Origin of the sequence: Succinimonas amylolytica DSM 2873 (genome assembly GCF_000378405.1) — a bacterium.
Classification (GTDB): domain Bacteria; phylum Pseudomonadota; class Gammaproteobacteria; order Enterobacterales; family Succinivibrionaceae; genus Succinimonas; species Succinimonas amylolytica.
The window spans coordinates 608847-632302 of sequence record NZ_KB899636.1 but is presented as its reverse complement, the minus strand read 5'-3'; the positions used below and the strand labels follow the sequence as shown (position 1 = coordinate 632302).

Annotated in this window: 12 protein-coding genes; all 12 read right to left on the bottom strand. The window is 47.4% G+C overall.

The genetic code is table 11. The features are described 5' to 3' along the window. Nucleotides 1–282 precede the first annotated feature (282 nt). On the bottom strand, nt 283–5643 hold the full coding sequence (locus tag F557_RS20920; RefSeq protein ID WP_019000730.1) for an alpha-amylase family glycosyl hydrolase: 5361 nt from the start codon (nt 5641–5643) through the stop codon (nt 283–285). A 275-nt stretch (nt 5644–5918) separates the two neighbouring features. Continuing rightward, the gene (locus F557_RS20915) at nt 5919–10991 is read right to left on the bottom strand and encodes a PKD domain-containing protein (RefSeq protein ID WP_157617732.1); all 5073 of its coding nucleotides are present in this window, start codon (nt 10989–10991) and stop codon (nt 5919–5921) included. 188 nt (nt 10992–11179) lie between these two features. Beyond that, nucleotides 11180–12868 (bottom strand): PKD domain-containing protein, encoded by a 1689-nt coding sequence (locus F557_RS18560; protein ID WP_019000728.1) that lies wholly within the window; start codon nt 12866–12868, stop codon nt 11180–11182. Between the two features lie 61 nt (nt 12869–12929). Next, a complete protein-coding gene (locus tag F557_RS23450) occupies nt 12930–17435 on the bottom strand; it encodes an alpha-amylase family glycosyl hydrolase (protein WP_084761397.1) in 4506 nt (1501 codons plus the stop codon). A gap of 244 nt (nt 17436–17679) precedes the next feature. Next, nucleotides 17680–18243, bottom strand: coding sequence for an ADP compounds hydrolase NudE (gene nudE / locus F557_RS0102745; protein ID WP_019000726.1), 564 nt, complete (start codon nt 18241–18243; stop codon nt 17680–17682). A 2-nt stretch (nt 18244–18245) separates the two neighbouring features. Beyond that, nucleotides 18246–19019 carry a type II secretion system protein N gene (locus F557_RS0102740; RefSeq protein ID WP_019000725.1) on the bottom strand — a complete coding sequence of 258 codons (774 nt, stop codon included), beginning with the start codon at nt 19017–19019 and terminating at the stop codon, nt 18246–18248. Further along, on the bottom strand, nt 19020–19514 hold the full coding sequence (gene gspM, locus F557_RS0102735; protein WP_019000724.1) for a type II secretion system protein GspM: 495 nt from the start codon (nt 19512–19514) through the stop codon (nt 19020–19022). Beyond that, on the bottom strand, nt 19514–20737 hold the full coding sequence (gene gspL, locus F557_RS0102730; protein ID WP_019000723.1) for a type II secretion system protein GspL: 1224 nt from the start codon (nt 20735–20737) through the stop codon (nt 19514–19516). Before gspL ends, gspM begins: the two co-directional genes overlap by 1 nt. Further along, a complete protein-coding gene (gene gspK, locus F557_RS0102725; protein ID WP_019000722.1) occupies nt 20730–21791 on the bottom strand; it encodes a type II secretion system minor pseudopilin GspK in 1062 nt (353 codons plus the stop codon). Before gspK ends, gspL begins: the two co-directional genes overlap by 8 nt. Continuing rightward, nucleotides 21788–22387: a type II secretion system minor pseudopilin GspJ gene (gspJ, locus tag F557_RS0102720; RefSeq protein WP_019000721.1), complete on the bottom strand. Its 600-nt coding sequence runs from the start codon at nt 22385–22387 to the stop codon at nt 21788–21790. The genes gspK and gspJ overlap by 4 nt, the downstream gene beginning before the upstream one ends. 19 nt (nt 22388–22406) lie before the next feature. Beyond that, on the bottom strand, nt 22407–22787 hold the full coding sequence (gspI, locus tag F557_RS0102715) for a type II secretion system minor pseudopilin GspI (protein WP_019000720.1): 381 nt from the start codon (nt 22785–22787) through the stop codon (nt 22407–22409). Next, on the bottom strand, nt 22784–23428 hold the full coding sequence (gspH, locus tag F557_RS0102710; RefSeq protein ID WP_019000719.1) for a type II secretion system minor pseudopilin GspH: 645 nt from the start codon (nt 23426–23428) through the stop codon (nt 22784–22786). Before gspH ends, gspI begins: the two co-directional genes overlap by 4 nt. Nucleotides 23429–23456 lie beyond the last annotated feature (28 nt).

The following is a 23456-nucleotide window of genomic DNA, read 5'->3' as shown; positions in this document are numbered from 1 at the left end:
CTTCTTATAGTCATAATCGTTCACACTAAATAAAAAAGACACACATATTCCAGCCCGATATAGCACCAGCTGTTATCGGTAAAAGATCCCATCCATTTTAAGACAAACATATTTGTTCATAAAAACTGTTTTCCAAAACATTGGCCGGCACGTGACAGAGATCAAACGCGCCAAACTTCAGGAAACATCTGTTTCTGAAACCGGCAAATATCTAGCAGTCCTAAATAAAAAAGCACCCCACGAAGGGGTGCTCCTAATTTACTGTTACTTACCCGAAAACGCTTAGCGCTTGATTTCGAGGAGGATCAGATCCTTAGTTCCGGAGAGGCTGATCTTTCCACCGGATACGGTACCGGTAGCTCCGGAATAGCCATCCTGAAGCTCGGTGCCGTCCTCAAAGCAGCCAGCTACATCAACTGAGGAAGCAGAACCAACATGAATTACCACAGCGTTGTCAATACCCTGCCCGTCATTATAGGTACGGCAGAGAGATCCATCGCTGAGAGCGGTCTGCTTACCAGCACCTACTGCCGGGTTACGGAAGCGGAACTGACCAACCTTCTGCCAGTGAGCCAGGGTGGCATCAGAGGAGAATGAGGTGCTCAGAGTATCCACATTGGCAGCCCATGCAGCCTGGCTTCCGATATCAGACGGGAAGTTCATGTCGGAACGGGTTCCATGCTCGGCATCGTTGCCGGATCCGCCGTTGTCGTTAGGACGGCCGGTTTCATCACCGTAGTAAACCTGTACACCGCCAGGCAGGAGTCCAAGACCGGTGCCCAGAGCCTTCATATCACCCGGACGGCACAGTGCGGTGTCGTGAGAGGATACGTAGGTAAGAGCATTCAAAGCCGGAGCCTTGGTACCATCATTAAACATCCGGGCATACTCAGACCAGGTATTAGTGCTAGGAACAGAACAGCCGAGTGAGAAGTTGATCATGGAAGTAAATCCGCCAACTCTGCCATAGCCTGACCCATCCGAAGGATCGGTTCCAAAACCCCAGTGTTCACCAGTCATGAAGAAGTCATCAGTCCAGGAGGCTGCCGGATCATCACCGCCGGCATGAGCCTGTCTCCACTTCTGAAGTGCTTCCTGAGAGTACTTCTTAAGCTTGCCCCAGGTCTCTTTCTGAACATGCTTGGCGGTATCGCAACGGAAGCCGTCAACACCAAACTCCTCAACCCAGGAAGCCAGCCAGTGAGCCTCAAAGTCTGCCACCGACATATTGCCGGAACGGTACTGCTTGGCTGCCGGTATGTCATGAGCAGCATCGGCAGTCTGCCATTTGGACTGCAGGAAGCCCGGGATACCAACACTGGAACCGCTAGCTTCATTTTTAAAGTCAGGGAGGTACGAACTACAGGTAGTGAGGTCATCACTGCCACAGCCACCGTAAGCACCGAATCTCAGCCAATCCTTACCCCACCAGTTATCCCACTTGGAATTCTGAGCCTCAGAGATCGGCTTATCGTGATAGCTCTGTCCGCCACCCGGAACCCAGTCAACCTTGGTGCAAGGATCAGATCCATCAGTGGTATTACCGAATTTGAAATCGCACATATCCTTCAGGGTAGCGTAGCCGGAATGGTTCATTACCACGTCAACCACAACTCTAATGCCACGCTTATGAGCTTCAGTTACAAAGTTTCTGAAGTCTGTAACGGTTCCCATATTGGCATCCATGGAGGTAAAGTCCATAGCATAGTAACCATGATAAGCATAGTGCTGGAAGTTACCTTTCTTACCACCGCCTACCCAGCCATGAGTCTGTTCGTAAGGAGCGGTCAGCCAGATGGAGTTGATTCCGAGAGACTTGATATAGTCGAGTCTCTCAGTAAGGCCCTTGATATCACCGCCATGGAAGGTTGCGGTAGCATGGCCGGAAGCATCCTTCTGAGGTCTGCCGTAACTGCCGTCATTAGAGGAATCACCATTCTGGAAACGATCGGTAATTACAAAATACATGTAGGCATTGTTCCAGGTAAACTGCACATCACCGGCTACCGGCTGAGTCCACTTAACCTTCTTGAAGGTATAGGTTGCCTTGGAGTCATTATAGACAACGGTAAGCTTAACCTCCTGAGGATCTTCGGTGGCCTGGATGTCTTCACCAATGCGAATCTTCTGGCCATTTACGAACTTCACAGCCTTGGAGGCATCATCACCGAAGTAGAAGGTGCCAGTAGTCTCAGCAGTTACTCCCTTGCCAGCCATCATCAGAGAAACATCCTTGTAACCGCTGGCTACGTCATCATCCTTCTGACTGATGGTGATTACTGCACCGGAGGCAGTCTTGCTTCCGCCTACAAAGATATAGGCAGAATCACTAACCTCGGCAGCAGAAAGACCGCATTCATCAGCAGACTTGAAGGTCTTGGCGTCAAAATCGAAGCATGGCTTATCAGTTGTAAATTCGACACCAGGCTGCTCCTGTCCCGGATACTGGTTGTTGCCGGCATCAGAGAAGATTGCTGAAGCTGCACTTACAGACTCGGAAGGCTTGAAGCTGTAGAAGGTAGAGGTACAGCCATCAATCTTGGTCATAGGAGCACCAGGCCAGGTACCACCAGTGTAGTTGGTCTTATCTGTATAAAGCCAAAGGGTAGGACTGGAGAAGCCGTCATGTTTCAGAATTACTGCGCCCTCAGGAGCCTTGCAGGTTGAACTGGTACCATTGTCAACATAGATGTTGGCAGTGTCCACACCGTCAAGAACCTTGGCCCATTTACTGTCAAGAACCGGAGACGGAGCAGAGCAGTTGGCACAGGCAGGAACCTTAACAGTAAAGCTCTTAGAACCGGTTCTGGAACCACTGGCATTGCTGGCGGTTACCTTTACAGTTACAGTCTTGTCTGCACTGCCGCGCTTGAAGGTGAAGCTCTTCTCGGTGCCGTCATACTTGGTGGTGGCACTCTGACCGTCGGAGGTAGTCCACTTGTAGGTTACCCCCTTGTAGCCCGTGGCAACCTTAACACTGGTGGTTACAGCAGTATCGGTTGCTGCCTCGGCATGACTTACGGAAACCTCAATCGGATCCGTTGCGCTGCACTGAGCCGGGAGAGTCTCAGGTACACAGGAAACAACCTTCTTCTTGCATACTGTCGGATTAACAACAGGATTATCCTGAGTTACCGGGGTAACAGGAGTTACACCACCTGTCTGGAGCTTGCCGATGGATGCCAGATGCACATCATAGATATCCAGATCTTCCTTTTCAGCAGAGGTGGAATCATCCTTTGAGTAAGGGGCCGAAGCAGCATCTACCAGATTAGGAGTCCAGGGAAGAGCATCCATCATTGAAGTACCAAAGGTTGAGAACACCATGGCACTGATACCGGTGCTTTCAAGATAGGCCTTATCGATCCCCAGAGCCTTCAAAGGAATGGTTACCTGGTAGAGATGCGGATTATTTGCATTACTTGCCTTAAGATCGGTGTAAGAACCAGTCTTCCAGGCCTCACCGTCCTTACCATAATTATCGGCAATACCCATAAACTTGGAGCTTACAGAACCGGCAACACCGCCTGAAAGCACAATCCCGGCATCCTTAAAGCCAACCAGGAGACCAGACTTGGAATCATACGAGAATTCACCCTGATTATTAGTGAAGAAAAGTCCCGGGGTGCCGTATTCCTGCGGATGGAACATAAGGAGAGTATCAATACCTTCCTTGATAGAATAAGACTTATCTTTTATCCACGGATTGCGGTCATTGCTGGAGGCCTCCATTTCGCCGTCACCAAGAACACGCTTCCCGGTACGGATGCCGATGCCCATCGGGAGGAACTTATCATTAGAATAATCGAAATCACTTCCGGTCTCTCCGCGTTCATCAAGATTTGGCAGTTCAACCATGAGATAAAGATTGGTATCATCCCAGGCTGCATAGAAGCCATAAAGGTCTACTGACTTCTCGTGATAGCCACGGTAGGCACGGGGATCGTCATTAGCAGCGCCCTGAGCGATAAGCATATCGGAAGTCCAGTCGCTCATGGAGGAGATGGTCTTATTCTTGCCTACCTGACCGTTAGGATTGGTGGCATAGACACCGGACATCTCAATAGAGGACAAAGCAGCAGTGGAAACATCGCCGGCCCCCTGTGCAGAAGCCTGAGACTGTGAAGAAACCTCGGAGCAGCTAACCTCAACCTCCGTTTCTGTGCACTGCTGATCACATCCCTCAGGATCGATGTTGCCATTGCAATAAGGATCGCTCTCGCTGCAAACACTTGGTGTAACCGGATCTGTATTTCCCGGATTATTATTACCAGGATCGGTATTACCAGGATTGGTATTACCAGGATTGGTATTACCAGGATTGGTATTACCCGGATCAGTATTTCCGGAAGAAACAGTTACTTTCACAGAATGAGTATCAGTAAACTTTATTCCGTTCTTGGTAATAATCTGCAGTTTAATAGTATAGGTACCAGACTTGGCATAGGTATGGGAAGGAGCCGCGCCGGTTACAGCGCCGGTGCCGTCACCGAAATCCCAGCGGTATTCCTTTACATTCTCGACAGTTGAGTTATTGGTTACTGTTACAAGGCCACTACCGTCAGTGCTGGCCTTGGCAGCAAAGCTGGCAGCTTCCTGATCCGCAGCAGAAACGGTATCAACATTCACATGCTTGGTAGCATAGGTAACGGCATTCTTGCTGTCGGCAACACCAAGATAAACATTAAAGGAGCCGTTACGGGTATACTGGTGCTTCGGAGAAACATCGGAACTTTCAGCTCCGTCGCCAAATTTCCATTTATAGGTCAGATTGTCATTATCAGGATCTGAAGAGGAATTGGAGAAGGTGACCCAGCCATCAGCACTAACATTAAAGGTAAATTCGGCAAACGGAGCACTATTGGAAACTCCACTGCCATTATCATTCGGCAGATTATTGAAATTACTGGAGTTAATTACGTTGATTACAATCTGAACATCACTGACACCGGAATCCTTAAGGGCTTCAATAATCGCTGCGAGAGCCCCGGAAACGATGCTCTTAAGATCAGCCTCGGAAATTCCCTGGGCAGAGGCAGACTGTACAAGAGAAGCTACAGAATCACCGAGAGTCTTGATTTCCTGATCCAGCTGACCATAAGGAGTTCTGGGATCAAAGGTTGTTCTGCTATACTTGTCACCATTGTATCCGTTAAGAAGGGCATCCGGGCCAAGACGAGGATCGCTGCCAGCACTGGTAACAGGGTTGACATAAACCTTCGCCCGGCTGGACGAAGAAGCCTGAGCTACAGCCCCAGCTCCGGAATCAGCAGGAATCGAATAGGTGAAATTATCATTTTCAGCAAGAATATTCATGCCGGAGGTATCAAGATCAGCCGGCCAGCTAAGCTCCTTACTGAATGAAAGTCCGGTACCGGTAACCCAGTATTCCTCACCAAAACAGGTACCATTGCCATCTCTATCAAGACAGACAGTCGTCTTAGAATCCTGACCGAAATTATCGCTAGTAACGGCACGAGCTACATCCATGCTGGAAAAGGCATCAAACTGAAAATCCTGAACAACATTGCCCTGAAGGTCCTGATTCGGATTGTCATTGTTAGAACCGGAACTGCCGCCACCGCCGCAGGCTGTAAGAGCTGCGGTTGACATCATAGCAATAGCTAATTTTGTAAATTTCATATTTCAATGTTCCCTATTTTGTCTTTTGAAAAGACTTTCAAGTAAGTACAGTAATCAAATTATAATCAAATTATAAACAAACAGCAAACTCAAAATATACAATTTGTTTACAAATTTTTAACATGGTTAACAAAAATCAAAAAGCCCCTGAAAGCTTTTTCAGCAATTTTCACAATTTTCCCGCTTTCATAATAAAGAGACCTGTTTTTGTACCAAAAACAGATCTCTGTCGCATTTAGTTAAGTATTATGACGTGTAGGTCAGGAAATGTTACATTACTTCAGGAACTTGCCCTTCATCGCCGGAACAGAACCGGAGAAATTTTTAACCAGAACTCTGGCCGAATAAGCCGGAATACTGCCCAAGTTCACACTGCCACCGCTCACAGTATATTTCGCACCAGTGACCAGATCAGTGTAGGTTCCGTCAGTGGCTCCGGAAACGGTTACTGAGGCTCCGCCGCTGCCGGTCATGGCAACAATGGCATTCTCGGACTCATAAGTACGCTCGAACACCATCGGATCACCGCCATTCAGGATCTTCATGCTACCGCGTCTCATGGCAATGGAAGCCTTTCTGATAGCATTCAGGTCTGCCATATGAGCGACAATACCATACTTATCCTTACCGGTTCCTATATCATTTCCAATATAGAGACGTCCAGTATCGCCAACCAGGTCATTGTTTCCAGCAAGATCCGGAGTCATTCCAGCACGGAGATTGTTCTCATCGCCAGCGTACATTACCGGAATACCGCGGAAGAACCAGAGAACGTTCATACCGAGAGCCATCTGAGCCGGATCATCACAGCACATTCTGGCACCGGAACCGGACCAGGTGTTGTCGTTTGAAAGGTCATGATTCTGGAAGAAGGTTACCAGCTTGGTAGGATCCGCATACTTGGAATCAAAAGCATTAATGGGCTCGGCCAGGCCGCCAAGAGAACCATTTCTGACAGTGTTCCGGAACTGACTCATCAGCGGGAAATCCAAAGCGCTGATGCCAGAATCTCCGGAAGGAGTTTCAGCAGGACCGCTGGTTCTGGTATAGAACCACGGATGAAGCTGATTCGGAGTATTATCACCATAGCCCTTGATGAGAGCCTCGCCGAATACGAAGAGATTCTTCTTGTAGGCTCTCCAGACATCAGTCATGGCCTTAAGATCCTCTCTCGGCATGTGCTTCATGGTATCCATGCGGATAGCATCCACCCCCATGTCCAGATACATCTTCATCATAGAGTTCATGTAATCCTGGACAATCTTATCCTCAGTCTTGAGATCCACGCAGTCACCGGCCATGCTGCGGAGCTGTACCTCATCCACTGCTTCCCAGTTATTGGTATAGCCTACATGGTACCACTTCTCAGGCAGGTAGTTCTGTACTGCCGGATTCCAGAAGTATCTCGCATCGATACCCTTATCGGAATTAACATCTCCGGTTACGGTAACATCACCCTTGGCAAAATGAACGGTGAATGTAGCCTCGGCATTGGGATCTCCGGCACAGAGGCTTCTGTGCCATGCCGGAGCCACCGGGTTGTCATTATCACAACGATTGATGGACTGGTAGTCACCAATATTCTTCTGATACACGCCCATGTCTATACCGTTTTTACCGTACTTAGGATCGATATAGTACTTGGTCGGAATCTTCTCAATCCAGGCCTGTCCGCGAATACCATAATTGGAAGAATGATTAACCACAACGTCCTGAATAACCTTTATCCCCTTGGCATGAGCAGCCTTGATGAAATCGAAGTAGGTTGCTCCCGGGCTTTCCAGACGAAGATCCGGCTGGAACCAGTCATAGGCATGGTAGCCATGATAGTCAAGACCTGAGCGATTCTCTACCGGCGGAGTGATCCAGATTGCAGTAAAGCCCATAGACTTGATGTAATCCAAAGATTCAATAAGTCCTTTGAAATCGCCTCTCCAGCTAGGATCAGTAGCATCGTAGCGGTCTCTGTCGTAGTAGTTATTGCTTTCATCACCATCCTTGTAACGGGCGGTGAGAACGAAGTAGATAGTTTCGTCACGGAAATCAGTGGCTGAAGCGATAGTGCCGTTCTTCTTGATAAACCAGAAGAAATGCTGTTCCTGTTTCATGCCGTTTTCGCCGACAGAGAGGGTACGAAGTCTGTAGGCAGTACCAAGACCGTCGGTAGAGGTATCCTTAAGAGAAATCGGGCCGGTGTACTTTGCTGAGGATTCGGTGGGAACCGAATTGTCCAAAGTATAGTAGATAGTTCCTCCGGTGGTATTAAAGTCAGCGTCCTGCAGTCCCAGTGTTACCGTCTTGTCCTCGTGATAGCTACCGGGGGCCAAATTGGTAGTGACATAAGGGGCTGAGGCCACTCTGACATCTGAAGAGGCAATGGTTTTGGCATAATCCATGGAATTCCAGGCAATATCGCCAATAACTATACCAGGCTGACCGCTCTCTCCTCCGCTATTGTTGTTGCTGTTATTATTACTCTCGGAAGACAGCGAAGCACCGCCTTCAACCACCTGAGCCTGAGAACCTGCCAGCTGACAGGAATCCAACGGAGTCCACTGACCATTGTCGTAGCATCCGGTAACCGGGGCGTTGGTGATATCACCGGTAAGCTTATTGCCGGACTTCAGGAAGATCATGTTGATACTATCGTAGTTTACTGACGAGGTATCATAGAATGACCAGTCGGAGCTTTCCGATGCCTTTGTCATTGCTGCTCCCGGCCAGCTCCCGGTAAGCTGTACATTGGTGCCAGCCCAGATGTAAATACCATCCGCATCTCCCTTGTAGTAGATACCGGACTTCTGAGGAATCTTCACAGTATCAGCTGCAAGAGTAACCTTGTAAGCTTTGGGTTCTGAAGAAGTCTTGCCGTCAGACACTGTAAGAGTAATGGTCTTCTCGCCACCGGTCTTATAGGTTACCTTAGGATTCTTTTCCGTACTGGTAAGACCGTCTCCGAAACTCCACACATAGGAGAGCTCATCCTTGTCAGCATCGGAAGCCGCGGCAGTAAGAACACCTGAAAGACCAGTAAACTTATAGTGGAAATCTGCCACAGGAGCATGATTACCTGTTACCACAGTATTTGACTGAACAGTTACCTCCATGGTAACCGCAGAAGAAAGCTTGCCATCGGATACAGTCATGGTAACGGTATAAGTCCCATTCTTCGCATAGGTGTGAGAAGGACTTCTGTCAGAAGAGGAAGTACCATCTCCGAAATCCCATCTATATGAGAGATTATCGCTGTCCTCATCATAGGAAGCATCCTTGCAGGTAATCACAAGATCCTTGCTGCTTACCTGGAAATCAGCTACCGGAGCATGATTATCTACCTGATCTATAGTTATAGTCTTGCCAAAGGATGTGCTTTCCTTGCCGTCTGAAACTGTAAGCTTTACGCTGTAGGTCCCCGGAGCGGCATAAGTATGAACCGGACGCACAAGTTCAGACTTTTCACCATCACCGAAATCCCACGTATACACCAATTCATCATTGTCAGGATCAGTTACCGAAGCTGCAAAACTCAGAACCTTTTCCGTGTCTCCCGGTGCTACTGCCGCCACAATAGAATCAATAACTGGTGCATGATTTGCGGAATCGCTGGAGACTCTAACGACCTTGCTGGTCTTTACGGTCTTGTCACCGTCCTGAACGGTAAGAACCACATCATACACACCTGTTCTGGCATAAGTATGAGTTACCGACTTCCCGGTTAGAGTAGTGCCATCTCCCATGGTCCACGAATAAACAGCGTTGCCAGAAGCATTTCTGGTTACGGCATTCAGAGTTACATTCTGATTGGAACTGGAGGCCATCACGATGCTGGCTGCAAGATCATTCGTGGCAGCCAGGTCAAACACGTTGGTCAGAGAGGTAGTAATCTTACCATCCGATACCATCAGGGTAACAGACTTTGTTCCGGCAGAAGCAAAATAATGAGAAGGGTTAACCTCCGTGGATTCGGTACCATCGCTGAAAATCCACCTGTAAGAGAGGGAGTCACCATCCTTATCGTATGACTTGTTAACAATCTCCGCTCTGAGACCGTCGGTTCTGACATCAAACATCGGCACCGGGAGAGAATTAACAGCCTCGCCTACGGTAACCGGAATCAAATCGGAATTGATAATGCGGCCATCAGTAAACTTAACTGTTAAGGATACATTGTAGGTACCAGCCTTATCATACTTATGCACCGGATTAGAAAGACTTGAAGACTGCTCATCACCGAAATCCCAGAAATACTCCACAATATCACCTGTGGACATATCGGAGAACTCAACAACATAAGGGTCGGAAGGTCTGTTCTGGAATGAAAACAGAGATGCTGCATTGCTGCCGCAGCGGGAATTATCAATTTTCACCTTATGTGTTACATTCGTCTCCCCGAAGGTATCGGAAACACTCAGCATTACATCAAAGGTTTTCTTAAGAGCGTAGGTATGCGTAGGATTCTGCTGCTTGGAAATGGCGCTGCCGTCCCCGAAATTCCAGCGATACACCAGAGTATCATTGTCAGCATCGGTTGCCACGGCGTTAAAGGAAATAGTCCGGCAGTCTGTTACTGCAGAGGTAAAGGCAACCTCAGGGAGATTATTGGCAAATTTGGTAATTTTTGAAAGAACGTTGAAGTTCCCGTTGGCAAGATAAAAATCAACAATAGACTCCGGGCTGCTGTCAATAAGAGCAGTGTCAATTCTGCTGATAACCCCGTCATTATCAAGAATCACATTGGCATTGAGAATTACTTTCTTTTCGGAAAGGCCCTGCACAAAAACCTGAGGAGCGGCACCCTTTTCGAGGGTATCATCAAAAACCACCGGTTCAGTACCCAGGGTCTCAGCCAGTTCATTCTTGGCATTCTGAATGGAAAGCCCCTTCTCTTCCGCATAGGAAGCAGCAATGGTCGAAAGCGGAGTAACCGCAATCTGACCGGCAATGCCGCTTCTGGAATTAAAGTCCAAGCGAGATGAATCTACCTTGGACTTGTAAACACTGCCGTCACGAAGCACTGCAATAAGATTATTCTCTGTAGAAAGATCGTTTTCAGAAAGATTCCCGAGCGTGGCCTTGCCGCTGTTGTCCGTATAGACACCACCAGCATCATCAGCATCACAAACACCGTTAGCGTTGGAATCAATGCACACCAGTGCATCGGATACAAAATCTGCATTTGCTCCCTGAACAGAAGCCACTACCGATAATGCCCCGTTAGCTGAAGATGCGCTGAACGCACTGCTGCCGGAATCGGACTGCGAACTCCCGGAATTACCGTTGCCACCGCATGCTGAAAGCCCCATGGCCAGAAGCATGGCCATCGAAATCCTTGAATATTTGTGCTGCATAACAATGCCCTAAAGAAGAGAAAATTTTTGAAAACAATTTCATTGGCAAAATTTTAACCAACTATAAACCAAAAAAAAGCGATATTTATCACGCTATTTAACATTTAAATAACAACTTGTTAACAAAGCATTTATATGAAAAAGGCCACCCAAAAGGTGGCCTTCATAACTTTAAAACTCAGACTTTACTAGTCAAGAGTACACTTCAGAGCCTCAGGATCATCAGGATCAGGAACCTTAACCTCAACAGTTCTGGAAGTATCCCTGCTTGCCTTTCCGTCACTCACCGTAAGAACAATCTTGTAGGTACCTGCCTTTTTGTAGGTATGGGTCGGGCTTGCGTCAGTTGAAGTAGCACCGTCACCGAAATCCCACATGTAGGTAAGATTGTCATTATCCTCATCAGTGGATGCATTGGTAAGAGAAACCGTTAGACCGTTACTTGCCGCATCAAAAGCTGCTGCCGGAGCGTGATTCGTCGGATCATCCGGATCCACCGGAGTATTACCACCAGATGATTTGACAGTTACTTCCTGACTTACAGTATGCGAATCCACTCCATCATCAACTGTCAGCGTTACCTTGTAGGTACCAGCCTTGGCAAAGGTATAGGTAAAACTTGAATCATTCTTAGCAAGCACCTTATTGCCATCTCCGAAGTTCCACACCGAAGTCAGCAGATCACCGTCAGCATCAGAAGAAGAATTGGTGAAGGTAACCTTCAGCTGGTTGGTCTTATAACTGAAGCTGGCTACCGGAGGGGTATTTTCAGCAACAGGGTTATCACCGCCAGCAGTTACCTTGACAGTCTGACTGATATAATTCGAGAGAGCCCCGTCTGAGACCATCAGACTTACATCATAACTGCCAGGCTTGGCATAGGTATGAACCGGATGCTCATCGCTAACCACTGCTGAACCGTCACCAAAATTCCAGGTATATTCCAGAATATCCTCATCAGGATCTGTGGAGGTGCTGGTAAAAGTAACAGTAAGCCCGTCTGCTGAGTAGCTGAAATCAGCCGTCGGAATATGGTTATCAGGTGAAACCACGCCATTTCCAAGATTGGCGAACGGATCCGCCTCACCTTTGGCGATGGCCTTCATAACCTCGGTTACCAGAGTAAGCCTGGCACCTTCATTGGTATTATTACGAAGATACGCTGTAATCTTCTCGTAATTTCCGGAAATTGTATGCTCAATACCGTTAGCTTTGATAACCTTATTGTAGGTCATGCCTTCCTGATAAAGGATATCCAGTAAGGCCTTGTAGCTGTCATCAAAGTTAGCCGGATCCGCCGTAGCAAAATCCTGAACAGCGGTTGAAGTGTCTCCAATAAGGTCCTTGAAGGCCTTGACACTGCCAATACGGGACTGCGTACTGGAAAGCGGATTCAAAAACAGCTTCTTGAAGGAGTATACATTGTTGACAAGAGTAGGCTCCGGGAAATCCGCCAGCTTGAACTGCATGACGGATCCGTTGCTCTGCACGGAGATGATTTTCATACCAGTAAAGGAAACCAGATCTCTACTGGTCCATTTAAGCTCTGCAATACCAGACTGATTAACTGGAGCCGTTACAGATTCACCAAGACAGCTGTCATCATCGTTGGTATCAATACATACCACCAGACTGTCATCACTGCCCTGAGACTCGACCTCATCAAGACTCTGCACCAGACCAGCAGCACCGGAATTACCACCACGAACCGAATTGGTCTGAGTATTTACCTGTACCGGAAAAACATAGCTCTGAACAGCAGAATCCGGATTCGGATTAGGATTATCTTCGTTAGAATCGGAACCGCCGCCGCCTCCGCAGGCTGTCAGGGCAATAGCGGAAAGCATCGCTACCGTAAGTTTATTAAATTTTAACATTTTTATTAAACCTCATTATTCGTGTAGGAGCTCCGGATCTCTCCGGAGCCCGGCGAGACTCTTAGTTCTGATACCAGATAGTTACAGCAGTACCGTCAGCTTTATTGGAACCGGACGTTCCATCGGCATTAACCGTTACACCATCAACCTTCTTCTTCCAGCCGTCAACTCCGGAAACATCAACGGGATTGCCGCTATTGACAACTACCCGGATCTTCTTCCAGGAGTCACCTACTGCAGAACCATTAATGTCATACTGGAAGGCATTGTCAGCCAGCCAGGTGGCGGTAACATTTTCTTCGATCTGACTCTTAGTGGTCATTCTGAAGGCCGGGTGAGCCTTTCTCATGGCAATCATATCGCGATAGTAATTGAACACGGCAGCATTAGTCTTCTTGAGACCCCACTTGACGTTATTCACATCGCCCGGAGTATTATAGGAGTTTCCATTCATGTTCTTGGTTCTGGAGAATTCTTCACCGGAGTGAATGAACGGAATACCCTGACTCACCAGCATGAGACCATTACCGTAGGCCTGAAGTCTGGAGGCATAGTCACCGGTAGCACCATACTTCTTAATCTTATCCGTCAGGTTAAGGTTGTCATGAGCGGTGAGGTAGTTAATGGACTGCTCCGGATCCGCAGCAAAGAACGGAGTCCAAGGATTGTCATTATCACCGATAGCACCCTTCATGCCTGCAGTTACACAGTCAAAATTGGTACTGGCACCGGCTCCTAGATCATGGTACTGTTTGTTAAACATAAAGCCGCCGGCAGCCTCGTCACTCGCACCCTTGACACACTCACGGTATTTTCCGTTAAACACGCCAACATGAGCATCGGCAGCCTTCTTAATAGATCCCATTCTGACACGAGTGCCCTCACTGGGATCAGTAGCATAGCCATTCCAGGGTTCACCATACATGAGGAAGTTTCTGTCCGGATAGGTTTCGTTCAGATACTTGCCCCAGGAACGGAAGTCCTCTACGTCAAATATTCCCACCAGGTCAAAACGGAAGCCGTCAATGTTGTACTCGGTAGCCCAATACTCCAGTGAATCTCTGATGAAACGGCTTACCATATCATTCTTGGCATCAACGGAGTTGCCACAGCCGGAAAGATCTACTGAGGTGTAGTATTTTCCGGTGATGTTCTGGAACATTTCGTGATTATAGGTGTGATTGTAGACCACATCCATAATTACACGGATACCGTTCTTATGGAACTCATCAACCATGGTCTTGAATTCCTTAACCTTCTGCTTGTAGTTCTCTGACTTATGAACAGAAGTATAACGGTCTTCAGGAACATTGAAGTTCACCGGATCATAACCCCAGTTGTAGCAGGAGTCATCCTGGGAATCCACATCAGAGCAGGTACCGTAATCGTATACCGGCAGAAGTTGTACGTGAGTTACCCCAAGTTCCTTAAGGTGATCAATACCGGTCTTCATCCCGTTATTGGTGGTTCCGGTCTGTACCATACCAAGATAACGGCCTCTCTTATCGGCGTCAACACCGGATGAAGGATCAACGGTGAAGTCCCTGACATGAGCCTCGTAAATGATGGCATCCTCACGGTTGGTGAGAACAGGACGCTTGGCCCAGCCGTTAGCAAGATCGGTGGCACGCATATTCATAACCACATTTCTGTTATCAGTGGCAGTAACAGACTTGCCATTCACGTTGTAACTGGCGGGAACCACCATCTTGCCGTACGGGTCACGCACTGCATTGCCGTTGACCTTAAACTGATAGGGAACTCCGTCGAGATCACCCTGCACTGTAACCTCGTAAACATCGGAATAACCATCAAGGCTGGCCTTAGTCATGCTGTAGGTCTTGCCTTTTACGTCAACTGACACATTACTGGAATCAGGAGACCAAAGCCGGAATACCGTACGATCCTTGTAGTAGGTAGCACCGAGAGTCTGATGGGTATAGGCCCCCTTCTCACAGTTGGTGGTAGAGGAATCAGCATCACAGTTTTTCTTGGTATTGTCTGACGGTTCAGGATCCGGCTCAGGATCCGGAGTTACCGCATGCTCCTTAACCGTAAGCATCATGGTGTCGGAATTAAAGGTAATATCATAAACACCCTTGGAAACCGGGACAAATCCGCCAGCGGCAGTGAGCGACTCGCCATTCTTACCACCGAGAATAATGCACTGAGATCCGTTAAGAGCTTCAATCTTGAACTTGCCGTCAGTACTGAACTGATAGTTTTCAATAGTCCATACATTTCCGGATCCCTTCTGCATCATGGTGGTGCCAAAACCATCTTCGGAGGATCTGATTGCTACCTTGGTTATGGTACCTACGGTGCTGCCGGAGGAAACAGTTACCTTCTTGCTCTGAGTTGCTGAGGCAGAACCGCTCTTCACAGTAAGCTTGATGGTATAGGTGCCGGACTTTTCATAGGTATGAGAAGGAGCCTTATCGGTGGAGGTCTTGCCATCACCGAAATCCCATTTATAAGACAGATTGGAACCTGAGGAGCTGTTGGCAATAGTTACAGTCAGATTCTTCACGGAAGCAGTAAAGGCGGCGGTAACATCGGGAGCAGCCTGCTTTTCGGTAAGAGTATAGCTCATATCGGAATCGCGAATGCTGAGAGTATACTCGCCGACGTAAGAGCTGATATCCACGTCAGAATTGTCTGCCTCATTAAGAGCCAGCTTATTGCCTGACCCCACACCGTAAATCTTACCTTTTATCCAGTCACAGCCATCAGTAATCTTGAAACGCTGTTTAGATCCGGACTTTTCGCCCTCACCGGTCAGCACCAGATCAATGGTCCACATGCCGGTACGCTTGTTAAAGGTCATAGGGTCATGAGTCCAGCCGTTGGAGGAACCGGCGTAGCAAAGCTTGCCGTGGGTGGCCTCATAACTGCTCTGGCAGTCATCAGCATCCGGATTCATAAGACAGTGACAGCCATCAGCTTCAAGATTCTCGGAGCAGTAGGAGGTGCAGACTCCGTTAACCAGAGACTGTCCCTTGCAGGAGCACTCCACAGAATCGAAACCGTGGGTATTGCAGTAGGCAGAACAGGTAAATTTGTCAGAATCATCCTTACACAGACAGCCTGCACTATTAGGATCCGAAACACAAGGATCTATAGCCTTGCCGCAAAATTCACCTACACAGATGGCGGCGGCACTCTTGCCACCTACCTTAATCTTTGCCTTGCCACCGCTTACGGTGATATCTGACCATTTGCTGGAATCGTTGCTGCTCAGAATGTTCTTATAGGTGCCATCCGGAACTTCAACATTGAATTCTCTCTCAAATTCGCTGTCGGTGGTGTTCATTACATAGAACCCCTTGCTCCCGCGGTTAATCCAGAGAGCTCCGTTATCAAAGCCCTTACTGGTTACCTTCTGGCCTCTGGTAGCTCTGGCAAAACGGGCTGCCTGGAGTACAATAGGATTTCTGTGCTGACACAGCCAGCCGCCCTCGCAGCGCGGAGAACTGATAGGGCCACCCTGATCATGCGTCTGATCGCTAACGCGACTGCCGTCACTATCCTTTACATCAAACTTAAAGCCGGAATAAACCTGACGAACTTTGCCCACCGGCCATACCACCAGCCAGGACTGGGCCAGATCGTAATCAGGATTGTTCTGAGTCTTCATAGAGGAAGAGCCTGCCGAAGCACGCCCCCACTCGTCGTCATGATTATTAACAAAAACTTCGGCATTGTCACCAAGCCAGGTGCTCAGCTCAAGAGCCTTACCGTAATTTCCGCTGCCAAAGCTCTGCTTAACATCCCATACATAGCCAAAATCAGTTACCACCGCATTTTCAATGAAGGTATACTTGTCTGGCTGTATATCTGCAGCTTCATTAGGGGCGCCGATTACTTCCAAATATGCAGGAGGTCGTCTTCCAGTAATTTCCTTGGTCTTTCCAAGAATGGCATTAATATCATTGTACCCCATGTGCTTGGCAGCATCGATACGGAAGCCGTAGACGCCCATATCCATCAGACGAGCCAGGTACTGGGCTATCTTGTACTGAGTGCTAGGATTATCGGTAGCTGTGTCAGGCATACCGGAAAGAGCGCAGTTTCTTACAATATCGGCATTAGTATAACCAGTAATTGAGCAGTCTCCATGGAAATCACTGCCGTCAAAGCCGTCATTATAGTTCTTGTAACCATACCCGGTTCCCCCGATTCCGGTGCCGGAATCTGAACCTCTCTGATTGAAAACAGCATCGGCAAACACCTTAACACCAGCTTTATTACAGGCTTTAATCATATTCTTCAGCTGCTGTTCATTACCTGTCATGGTAGTAAAACTGGTAAAGCTAATCGGCTGATATACTGCCCACCAGACATCAGAACGATTTATATGCTCGGCAGGCTGGGAAATCTGCACACCGTCATATCCGGCAGGTCCGAGAAATTCGGTACATTCCTTGGCGATACTATCATAGCTCCACTGAAATGGATGAACGATAATCATTTCCTCTTCATAGTTCGCAGCATAGGCTGAACCGGAAAACATTATGGCGGATACTGCAGCGGCCAGCAGCATTCGCCTGTTTCTAATAAGTTTCATTTGCACACTCCGTTCGTAGGCAACAATGACAGCTCAAATCTAAATCATTTCTGAAAATTGACAACGCTTTCAATAAAGCTGACTAGCTTTGATTATAGCATTCCGAAATTTTGAAAAATTTAGTTCAGTCACAATTTTAACATTTTTTTTACATTTTAGAACAATGAGGAGGGTAAATGTGTGAAACGCTATGAAACAAAAGATCCGCAGGCGTCGGATCAGTTAACGGAAGTAAAACTAAATGTTAAACAAGGGGATATTTGTTAACAATTGTTAAAGCATGGACCAATCCGGTTATGCAACGGCTTTCGCGAAGCGGCGAATCGGGATTAAGAACCAGATCTCTGGTTTCAGAAACACTGTATGGAAAGACCTGAATCTCCTCTGGCTCGTCACCGGTAAGTCTGGAAGGATAGAGATCCTCGGCCATAAAAATATACATCATAAGCCCCATAAACCCCGGAGCAAAGGTAATAGTACGGAGATGGGTAAGTTTGCGGGCCCCGAAGCCTATTTCCTCCTGAAGCTCACGCAGAGCGGCTTCTTCTGGGGATTCACCGCTATCGATCTTCCCCTTTACAAAGCCAAGTTCATAAGATTCAGTGCCGACGCAGTATTCTCTTGTGAACATAAAGCTCTTGCCGTCAAAGGGAATAACCATAACAGCCCCGTTTCCCCCGGGAATTCTCTCATAGCGAACCTGGGTACCGTTGGAAAAACAGAGCCCCACCTCCTCAATCCGAAAAAGCCGGCTTCTGGCAACATCCCTAACCCCGGTAATCTCGGGAAGCACAAGATCACGACTCATAATCAAAATTTACCCTGAAAACTTACCGGAATACTGCCCTCCGCATTTGGAGTTCCGATAGTTCCCATGAACATTGCCAGCTGAGAAGGCATATCACCCTTGGGTTTAAGATTTCCAGTAAGATTATAGGCCGACATGTTTTCAGATAATTCCAGCTTGCCGGTAAACCGCAGCATCTCAGAATTCTGATCGATTTTCAGGACAACACTCTTCTGATTACCCTGCACCGATAATTCGATTTTGCCCAGATCCACGGAAACATCAGGCAAAAAAGGAGTGGTCAGGATAACATTTCGGGCCACTGCAGAACCTTTTATATTTACCAGAGTTCCCTTATTGCTGATAACAAGATCCGAAATATCAGTTCCGACATTTCCAGTAAGGCTGAATGGAAGATTCTTGTCAATCAGAGGGACAATATTTTCAAGATCTCCGTTAAGCTGAATGGAACTGAAATGCGGGTTATCGGCAAGAGAAAAGGCATTTACCCCCATACTTCCTCTGACCAGACGGGGATCATTCACCTTTAAAGACAGACCTTTGGTAAAAAGCACTGTGAAAAAGTTCAGCTTCCAATTGATATTGTTAATACGGATATTTGAGGCATCCATCGTCGAAATCTTGCCTTTCCAGAGACTTCCTCTGACATCATATACCTTGATATCTTTAGGCAGACTGACAAAAGCAAAAAGCTTATTAGCTGGTGCCAAATAAAGCACAAAAAATATAAAAAAGAAGATAATGAACAGTGTCCGGAATACAATCCTCTTAATCATTTATTCTTCCTCCCCGGTAAGACGTATCAGGCTAAGACGCGATACATATACCAGACCATCGCCCTGCTTGTCGATGGAAATGTCATCCACGGTAATGCCGTAGTCACTTTCCAGCTTGCTGAGAGCCTGAATAATGCCGGAAAACGGTACTGCTGATTCAATTTCCACATCCGCCTTGTTATCTCCCTGAGCCCGCAATTTATACCGGGTAATCTTGGCCGTACGCAAAAGATTATCAGCCGCGGCACGGACGCTGGTGGAAGAATTCACCACCCCCTGACTGCCAGGCGTTACCCGGGAAGCATTGGTAAGCAGAAAGCTGTAACCGCTCTTCGCTCCCTCCAAAGCCATTTCCGCCTTCCTGACATCTCTTACCTTAGGGTAAATGAGCAGTGAAAAAAACACCATCAGAATTATCATTGCCAGAAGAAGTCCCAGCACCATCTTTTCCCGATAGGTTCTGCTGCGGTAGTAACTGAGCAAACGATCCTTCATTATTTCGTTCTCCTCTTTAGCTGAACTGACACCAGCTGTCTCTCGCGGCTTGGCTTCTTGTCAATGATATTTCCAGTAAATTCAGGGCTGAATCCCGACACAAAACTGTCGATATTCGTTCCGGAATCAGCAAGGAACTGGATGACAAACACTCTCCTGGAACGCTCGAACTTCATATTAACAAGCTCGATTCCTTTTTTATTCAGGATTCTTCCGGATACCAGCTTAACAAGATCAATGAATCCTTCATCTGTTCCGATGGGGGAGGAATTACTGAGAATTTCCTTCATCCGGGAAACCGGATCATTTACCCGTCCGCTGCCGCCCATAATCTGGCTGAACAGACTTCTTTGCTGATTGCGGTATTCCTGGGTTTCCCTGATAACAGAACTTATGCGCATATTCATGTTCATGTTCCAGAGAGTAACAAAAACAAGTCCCATTACCACTACCTTCACCCAGGAAGTCATAAACTTGAACTGAATGTTGCGCTTTCGCTGGTAGCTGGACATATTGACCTTGTTGTGAATGGCTCCTTCTGCCATCCTGGCAAGAGGAGAATCGGTAAGCTCCTCCCGGACCCTTTCCCGGAGTTCATCGGGAATCACGCTCAGCGATACCGCAGAAACACCCTCGGGAAGATCTGTCACATATTCGGAAAGCCAGTCCGCCGGAACTGAAACACCGGAATTAACACCGTCTCGAACAATCCATTCATCCCCAATATTAAGGATATATATTTCTTTTGAATTATCTTCATTTTTGTCCTTTACAGGAGAATTAAGAACCGGTTCTGGAAGGGTAAGTGCATCGGGAACAATAGTTGTTACCGTAAATCCCAATCCCTTGAGAGCCTGTTCAAGATCCGTAAATTCATTCCTTCTGAAAATAAGAAATTCATAATCCTTGCCGCTTCGGGCCATCATATGGGCCTTAAAATTATCTATATCTTCGGCAAACTCATCCTCAATCTGATAAAGTACCGGTTCATAGACATGCTTTTTTAGCTTTCCAGGATAGGTGACCTTTTTAAATTTCAGTGAAGATACAGGATAAAGAATCACCACCGGCCGATCAGGAGAATCACCGCCGACATCCTTAAGCTCTTCCAGGGTATTAACAGTTCCTGTGGCCAGAACATTGTGGCTGGTATCGTCGTACGAAAACCAGAGATAGCTTCTGGGATCTATCAGGGTCGGTCTTAAAAACAAATACTCACTCATGAAGCTCTCCTCTGAGACGCTGGTACACCTTCAGGCTGGTATCCCCGTCCCGGTAAAATCTGGATCTGAAGGCAAATTTCTCATCATCAAACTGTACAACTACATTTGCCACAAAATAACTTGAATTGGTAGTGATAATTTTCTGCAAACGTCCCCGCAGCCCGTTCATTGACTGAACAGCATTATTTATGGTTTCCTCCCTGAGAAAACCGGCATAGGAATCCCAGCCGTATTCAGGGATTCCGGTTCTAAGAAGGTCCACTGCCTCCTCCAGGGATATCTGCCCCATAAGCATGGCCTGAAGGAGCGGCGCCTGCCTGTAGCTGAGCATGTTTATGCTGACAACAAAATCATCAGTAGGAAGTGCGCAAATCATGGGCTCAATCCTCCGGTACAGTTCCGGCGTCATGCCATGGATATATCTGAGCTCGGACTTTTCATAGAAACGTCCGTTGGCAGTTACATGAGGCATTTTTCCGGCAGCATAAAACTCATCTTCGGCGCCATAGGCTGAAACCATAACACTGTCGGCATCGAGCCAGTCCACCACTGAGTCAGAAACTGTTTCAGCCTGAGTTTCATCGGCCCCCATATTTACAAGCAGTTCCCGAAACACCAGTACTGGAAAACGGCCATTCAGAAGACGGCTGTCGATATTATCGCGTTCTTCCGGAGTCTCGTGATCCGGAGTTACCTCCTTCAGAAGTCCGTTTATGTTCAGACAGGCCTGTTCATCATGAACATCACCGGCGATTACAGCTTCATCCAGAGGAACCACCTGATTCGGCTGAGCCCAGGTCATACCTTTATAAACCTTGCCTTTTGTTTTTCTAAAGTCATCAATCATGTACTTTCTGATGATGCCTTCTATACCGTCCACGTACCAGGAAGCTCTCTGATAATCCAGGGCATTTCTGGTAACAAAAAAAACTCGGTTAAAACGAACTGTGATTACTGCCGCCGACATAACCATTATGGCTACGGCCACCAGAACCATAATAAGCGCCACCCCGCGTTTTCTTTTAAGGGCGCCCGACAGTCTGCATCCCATCATACATCCCCCGCCGGAATATAGAATACCCGGGATATCTTGCCATAAACCTCGGACTCAAACTCAACCTTGACCCCCGAAGAAATCTTTACCCTGTCAATCCAGCCCTGAGACCAGCTGCCCTGCCGGTAAAAGAACACTCTGAAATTCTTAACCCCCTTAAGCAAGGGATAAAACTGCGGCTCATATCCAATAACAGTGTCGGGATATGGATACACCGCCCGTTCCAGCTGCCCGTTCTTAACACGATACCATACTCTCATAACCTCACCCCGGGGCAGCTCAGCTCCAGGGGTGAGAGCTCCTCCTCTCATAAAGCTAATACCGGTACCTTCAGACTGAAACATATTTTCCCCGACCTGAATTATGGTTCTGGAGGGAGAGCCGTCCATACGGGCAACTCGCGGCACCATCTGCACAAAATCCTGATTTAAAATATTCATAGCCTTATGAAAGGCATGAAAAGCGGCAGTATCTTCCTCCACGGTCTGACTTGCCGTAAAAGTAGTGGACATCAGAGCATAGGTTCCATGGGCGATCACCCCCATTATCATAATCGAAACAAGAACCTCAATAAGGGTAAAGCCGGATTTTCTCATACAGCGCGATATCCTCTCTCTACCTGTACAGATATGTTTTCAGTATTGCTACGGGAGTACTGGTGTTAACATGAGAATCAACAAAAACCTCAACTTCCAATGCCTTGAAATTCACATCCTGTGTGGACTGGCCACGATAACGGTAATACCAGGTCCTGCCGGCAAACTCAATCTTATTGGTAACCCAGCTATTATTGGGCCATCTCCGAGTCAGCTTGAATTCAGCAATAACATTATCAGCAACCATCTGGGAGAAGTAGCTTTCTTCAAGCCCGTTTATCCCATTAATAGAGTTGGAAACAGTGGTAATAACAGCCCCGCCTGCCAGAGCAAACACTGCCAGAGCCACCAGAACCTCCAGAAGAGTCATACCATGATTATTTCTAAAATAACGTCTCACAGGCGATCACTCTCCGGATCAAAACGTCTGAAATTTCCAATCTCCTCTCCGATTATCATTACCGGAATGTGCGGATCTAAAGAGCCGTCCGACACCAGAAAATTAATTCTGAATGGCGTAACTTCACCGGTGGGGTAGAACAAAATCTGAGGTAGCTCTCTTTTTTTTACATCCCGGGCATCAGCCTTAAAATCAACCGTCTCGAGTTTGGTTTCTGCCATGGAATCCGCAGTTTCAACAGCTAAACCACCAACGTCAAGTGTTACCGACACACCTTCATCAAAATCACGCTTCACTGCTACATCCTCGGCATCATAGGAAACCCACGAAAGCTGATCCCAGTATGTTCGCATAAGCTCATCCTTAAGACTGAGATTAGTAGGCTGGCCAGAAGAAGTCCGGGCCTGAATCATAAAACTGTATCCATGCTCATTGACATGGAGGCCAATTATCCGCCCCTCCATAGCAGCACGGTCAGAGATTTCTTCCATAATAAGTATAAGCTTGTCGGCTTGCTCATCAGCGGTGCCTTCCAAAGTTCCTCCCCCGGGAAGAGCCGAGGTCGCCACAGAAACCATCAGTCCCATGATCAGCAGAACCATCAGGACTTCAAGCAAAGTAAAACCGGCAAGCTTATGCATCATGTTCCTCTGAAAAGCCAGTCTGAAC

What these genes read in the sequence shown, in the direction of transcription:
- F557_RS20915 (WP_157617732.1), bottom strand. Translation starts at nt 10,991, where the DNA reads ATGCAGCACAAATATTCAAGGATTTCGATGGCCATGCTTCTGGCCATG.
- gspH (WP_019000719.1), bottom strand. Translation starts at nt 23,428, where the DNA reads ATGCATAAGCTTGCCGGTTTTACTTTGCTTGAAGTCCTGATGGTTCTG.
- F557_RS18560 (WP_019000728.1), bottom strand. Translation starts at nt 12,868, where the DNA reads ATGTTAAAATTTAATAAACTTACGGTAGCGATGCTTTCCGCTATTGCC.
- gspJ (WP_019000721.1), bottom strand. Translation starts at nt 22,387, where the DNA reads ATGAGAAAATCCGGCTTTACCCTTATTGAGGTTCTTGTTTCGATTATG.
- F557_RS20920 (WP_019000730.1), bottom strand. Translation starts at nt 5,643, where the DNA reads ATGAAATTTACAAAATTAGCTATTGCTATGATGTCAACCGCAGCTCTT.
- gspK (WP_019000722.1), bottom strand. Translation starts at nt 21,791, where the DNA reads ATGATGGGATGCAGACTGTCGGGCGCCCTTAAAAGAAAACGCGGGGTG.
- gspL (WP_019000723.1), bottom strand. Translation starts at nt 20,737, where the DNA reads ATGAGTGAGTATTTGTTTTTAAGACCGACCCTGATAGATCCCAGAAGC.
- nudE (WP_019000726.1), bottom strand. Translation starts at nt 18,243, where the DNA reads ATGAGTCGTGATCTTGTGCTTCCCGAGATTACCGGGGTTAGGGATGTT.
- gspM (WP_019000724.1), bottom strand. Translation starts at nt 19,514, where the DNA reads ATGAAGGATCGTTTGCTCAGTTACTACCGCAGCAGAACCTATCGGGAA.
- F557_RS23450 (WP_084761397.1), bottom strand. Translation starts at nt 17,435, where the DNA reads ATGAAACTTATTAGAAACAGGCGAATGCTGCTGGCCGCTGCAGTATCC.
- F557_RS0102740 (WP_019000725.1), bottom strand. Translation starts at nt 19,019, where the DNA reads ATGATTAAGAGGATTGTATTCCGGACACTGTTCATTATCTTCTTTTTT.